Annotated in this window: 1 pseudogene; it reads right to left on the bottom strand. The window is 66.9% G+C overall.

Annotated features, from left to right (window positions below):
* A pseudogene (locus AC30CM_RS27200) lies at nt 1–417 on the bottom strand (NADP-dependent phosphogluconate dehydrogenase); the annotation flags it as partial.

The following is a 417-nucleotide window of genomic DNA, read 5'->3' as shown; positions in this document are numbered from 1 at the left end:
CTTCTCGACGGCGTCGCGGAAGTACGGCGCCGCGATCAGCGTGGCCAGGTCCGGCCGATCGGCGAATGCTTCTTTGACCCGATTGAGGAACTGCGCGCGGATGATGCAGCCGCCACGCCAAATGGTGGCCAGATCGCCAGGGTTGACGTTCCAGCCGTACTCGGCGCTGCCCGCCGCGATCTGGTTGAATCCCTGGGCGTAGGCCACGATCTTGGAGGCGTACAGCGCTTGGCGCACGTCTTCAATGAACTGCTTTGCATCGCTTGGCTTTTCGCCGAGCTGGCCTGAGGCGAAGCCGACGGAAGCGGCGCGTTGCGGCTTCGAGCCGGACAGCGCGCGGGCGAACACGGCCTCCGCGATGCCGGTGACCGGCACTCCCAGGTCGAGTGCGGACTTGACGGTCCAGCGGCCGGTGCC

This window comes from Mycobacterium sp. DHQP2018-32-09 (assembly GCF_058148405.1).
Note: the sequence above shows the minus strand (reverse complement) of the source record. Positions and strands in the feature narration are given on the sequence as shown.